The organism is Mesorhizobium sp. M7A.F.Ca.CA.004.12.1.1 (genome assembly GCF_003997835.1).
Taxonomy (GTDB): domain Bacteria; phylum Pseudomonadota; class Alphaproteobacteria; order Rhizobiales; family Rhizobiaceae; genus Mesorhizobium.
On the sequence record NZ_RZRK01000515.1, the window covers coordinates 1 to 4,422 of the forward strand.

At 62.1% G+C, this 4,422-nt stretch carries 2 protein-coding genes; both read left to right on the forward strand.

Annotated elements, in window-relative coordinates; genetic code table 11:
* The coding region (rpoB, locus tag EN984_RS23920) for a DNA-directed RNA polymerase subunit beta (RefSeq protein ID WP_127383990.1) at positions 1-2,269 on the forward strand (2,269 nt) is incomplete at its 5' end.
* Positions 2,270-2,416: 147 nt separating this feature from the next.
* Positions 2,417-4,422, forward strand: a 2,006-nt coding sequence (rpoC, locus tag EN984_RS23925) for a DNA-directed RNA polymerase subunit beta' (RefSeq protein WP_127383991.1), incomplete at its 3' end; no start/stop codon positions are given.

Here is a 4,422-nt window from a genome sequence, read left to right on the forward strand (position 1 = left end):
GCACCATGTCGCGCAGGCCAACGCCGAGCTCGACAAGAACGGTGGTTTCGTCGACGAATTCGTCATTTGCCGCAGCGCCGGCGAAGTGATGATGGCGCCGCGCGAAAACGTCGATCTGATGGACGTGTCGCCCAAGCAGATGGTGTCGGTGGCCGCGGCCCTGATCCCGTTCCTGGAAAACGACGACGCCAACCGCGCTCTGATGGGCTCGAACATGCAGCGTCAGGCCGTGCCGCTGGTGCGCGCCGAGGCGCCGTTCGTCGGCACCGGCATGGAGCCGATCGTCGCCCGTGACTCGGGCGCCGCCATCGGCGCCCGCCGCGGCGGCATCGTCGACCAGGTGGACGCGACGCGTATCGTTATCCGCGCCACCGAAGATCTCGATCCGGGCAAGTCCGGCGTCGATATCTACCGGCTGATGAAGTTCCAGCGTTCGAACCAGAACACCTGCATCAACCAGCGTCCGCTGGTTCGCATGGGTGACCGGGTCAACAAGGGCGACATCATCGCCGACGGTCCGTCGACCGAGCTCGGCGATCTGGCGCTCGGCCGCAACGTGCTGGTCGCGTTCATGCCGTGGAACGGCTACAACTACGAGGACTCGATCCTCCTGTCCGAACGCATCGTCGCCGATGACGTCTTCACCTCGATCCACATCGAGGAGTTCGAGGTCATGGCGCGCGATACCAAGCTCGGACCGGAGGAAATCACGCGCGATATTCCAAACGTCTCGGAAGAAGCGCTGAAGAACCTCGACGAAGCCGGCATCGTCTATATCGGTGCCGAAGTTCAGCCGGGCGACATCCTGGTCGGCAAGATCACGCCGAAGGGCGAAAGCCCGATGACGCCGGAAGAGAAGCTTCTGCGCGCCATCTTCGGCGAAAAGGCATCCGATGTGCGCGACACCTCGATGCGCATGCCTCCGGGCACTTTCGGCACGGTCGTCGAGGTGCGCGTCTTCAATCGCCACGGTGTGGAGAAGGACGAGCGCGCCATGGCGATCGAGCGCGAGGAGATCGAACGCCTCGCCAAGGACCGCGACGACGAACAGGCCATTCTGGACCGTAACGTCTACGCGCGTCTTTCCGACGTGCTCGTCGGCAAGGAAGCGATCGCCGGACCGAAGGGCTTCAAGAAGGGCTCGACGCTGTCCAAGGATACGCTCGACGAGTATCCGCGTTCGCAGTGGTGGCAGTTTGCCGTGGAGAACGAAAAGCTCCAGAGCGAACTCGAGGCGCTCCGTGGCCAGTACGACGATTCCAAGAAGGCGCTCGAACAGCGTTTCATGGACAAGGTCGAGAAGGTCCAGCGCGGCGACGAAATGCCTCCGGGCGTCATGAAGATGGTCAAGGTCTTCGTGGCCGTGAAGCGCAAGATGCAGCCCGGCGACAAGATGGCCGGCCGTCACGGCAACAAGGGTGTCGTGTCGCGGATCGTTCCGGTCGAAGACATGCCTTTCCTCGAGGACGGCACGCATGCCGATATCGTGCTCAACCCGCTGGGTGTGCCGAGCCGCATGAATGTCGGCCAGATCCTGGAAACGCATCTGGGCTGGGCATGCGCGGGCATGGGCAAGAAGATCGGCGAGCTGATCGACACGTACAAGGCAGCCGGCGACATCAAGCCGCTGCGCAAGACGCTCGAGAGCTTCATCCCGGCCAACGACCGCAACGAGCCGGTTCGTGACTATGACGACGAGAGCATTGTTCGCCTCAGCGAGCAGATGCGCCGCGGCGTCTCGATCGCGACCCCGGTGTTCGACGGCGCGCATGAGGCTGACATCAACATCATGCTGGAGCAGGCGGGCCTGCATACCAGCGGTCAGTCGCAGCTCTATGACGGACGCACGGGCGAGCCGTTCGATCGCAAGGTGACGATGGGCTACATCTACATGCTCAAGCTTCACCACCTCGTGGACGACAAGATCCACGCGCGTTCGATCGGTCCGTACTCGCTCGTTACCCAGCAGCCGCTGGGCGGCAAGGCGCAGTTCGGTGGCCAGCGCTTCGGCGAGATGGAGGTCTGGGCGCTCGAAGCATACGGCGCCGCCTACACGCTGCAGGAAATGCTGACGGTGAAGTCCGACGACGTCGCCGGTCGTACCAAGGTCTACGAGGCGATCGTGCGTGGCGACGACACCTTCGAGGCCGGCATCCCCGAGAGCTTCAACGTTCTCGTCAAGGAAATGCGGTCTCTCGGCCTCAATGTCGAGCTGGAGAACACCAAGCTCGACGACAACCCTGTCCGGCTGCCCGATGCTGCCGAATAGGGGCGCGGCCGAGTAAACAAGACGTTCGGTCGCGGAAATCGCGACCGAACGCACCAAATTCTTCGGCCGGTGGCCGACACACGACGGCGGGCGTTTGGCCCGCGCTAGATGCAAGGGGTTTTCGAGGACCCCGAAAAGGAGAACGGCATGAACCAAGAGGTCATGAATCTCTTCAATCCGCAGGCGCCTGCGCAGGTGTTCGATTCCATTCGGATATCGCTTGCCAGCCCTGAGAAGATTCTGTCCTGGTCTTTCGGCGAGATCAAGAAGCCGGAGACCATCAACTACCGCACCTTCAAGCCGGAGCGTGACGGTCTGTTCTGCGCGCGCATTTTTGGCCCGATCAAGGACTACGAGTGCCTGTGCGGCAAGTACAAGCGCATGAAGTACAAGGGCGTCATCTGCGAGAAGTGCGGCGTCGAAGTCACGCTGTCGCGCGTTCGCCGCGAGCGCATGGGCCATATCGAGCTGGCGGCTCCGGTCGCCCATATCTGGTTCCTGAAGTCGCTGCCGTCGCGCATCGGCACGCTGCTCGACATGACCCTGAAGGACATCGAGCGCGTCCTCTACTTCGAGAACTACATCGTCACCGAACCTGGCCTCACCGCGCTGAAGGAGCACCAGCTGCTCAGCGAGGAAGAGTACATGATCGCCGTCGACGAGTATGGCGAGGATAGTTTCACCGCCATGATCGGCGCCGAGGCCATTCATGACCTCCTGGCGGGCATGGACCTGGAGAAGATCGCCGGCGACCTGCGTTCGGAACTGGCTTCGACCACCTCCGAGCTGAAGCAGAAGAAGTATCTGAAGCGGCTCAAGGTCGTCGAGAACTTCATGGAATCCGGCAACCGTCCGGAATGGATGATCATGAAGGTGGTTCCGGTGATCCCGCCGGACCTGCGTCCGCTGGTTCCTCTGGACGGCGGCCGCTTCGCCACGTCGGATCTGAACGATCTCTATCGCCGCGTCATCAACCGCAACAACCGTCTGAAGCGGCTGATCGAGCTGCGCGCTCCCGGCATCATCGTGCGCAATGAAAAGCGCATGCTGCAGGAAGCCGTCGATGCGCTGTTCGACAACGGCCGTCGCGGCCGCGTCATCACCGGCGCCAACAAGCGCCCGCTGAAGTCGCTGTCCGACATGCTCAAGGGCAAGCAGGGCCGGTTCCGTCAGAACCTGCTCGGCAAGCGCGTCGACTATTCCGGCCGCTCGGTCATCGTGACCGGTCCGGAGCTCAAGCTGCACCAGTGCGGCCTGCCCAAGAAGATGGCGCTCGAACTGTTCAAGCCCTTCATCTACGCCCGTCTCGACGCCAAGGGTTACTCCTCGACCGTCAAGCAGGCGAAGAAGCTGGTCGAAAAGGAGCGTCCGGAAGTCTGGGATATCCTCGACGAGGTCATCCGCGAGCATCCGGTGCTGCTGAACCGTGCGCCGACGCTGCACCGTCTCGGCATCCAGGCGTTCGAGCCGATCCTGATCGAAGGCAAGGCGATCCAGCTGCACCCGCTGGTCTGCACGGCCTTCAACGCCGACTTCGACGGCGACCAGATGGCCGTTCACGTGCCGCTGTCGCTGGAAGCGCAGCTTGAAGCCCGCGTGCTGATGATGTCGACCAACAACATCCTGCACCCGGCTTCCGGCGCGCCGATCATCGTGCCGTCGCAGGACATGGTTCTGGGTCTCTATTATCTCTCGATCGTCAACCAGAACGAGCCGGGCGAGGGCATGGTGTTTGCCGACATGGGCGAACTCCAGCACGCGCTCGAGACCAAGGCGGTGACGCTGCACTCCAAGATCAAGGGTCGTTTCCGTACGGTCGACGCCGAAGGCAAGGTCGTGTCGAAGATCCATGACACGACGCCTGGCCGCATGATCATCGGCGAGCTTCTGCCGAAGAACGTCAACGTGCCTTACGAGACCGCCAACCAGGAGATGACCAAGAAGAACATCTCCAAGATGATCGACACCGTCTACCGCCATTGCGGTCAGAAGGAGACGGTCATTTTCTGCGATCGCATCATGGCGCTCGGATTCAGCCATGCCTGCCGTGCCGGCATTTCGTTCGGCAAGGACGACATGCTGATCCCGGATGCCAAGATCAAGCTGGTCTCCGACACCGAGGCTTTGGCCAAGGAATACGAGCAGCAGTACAA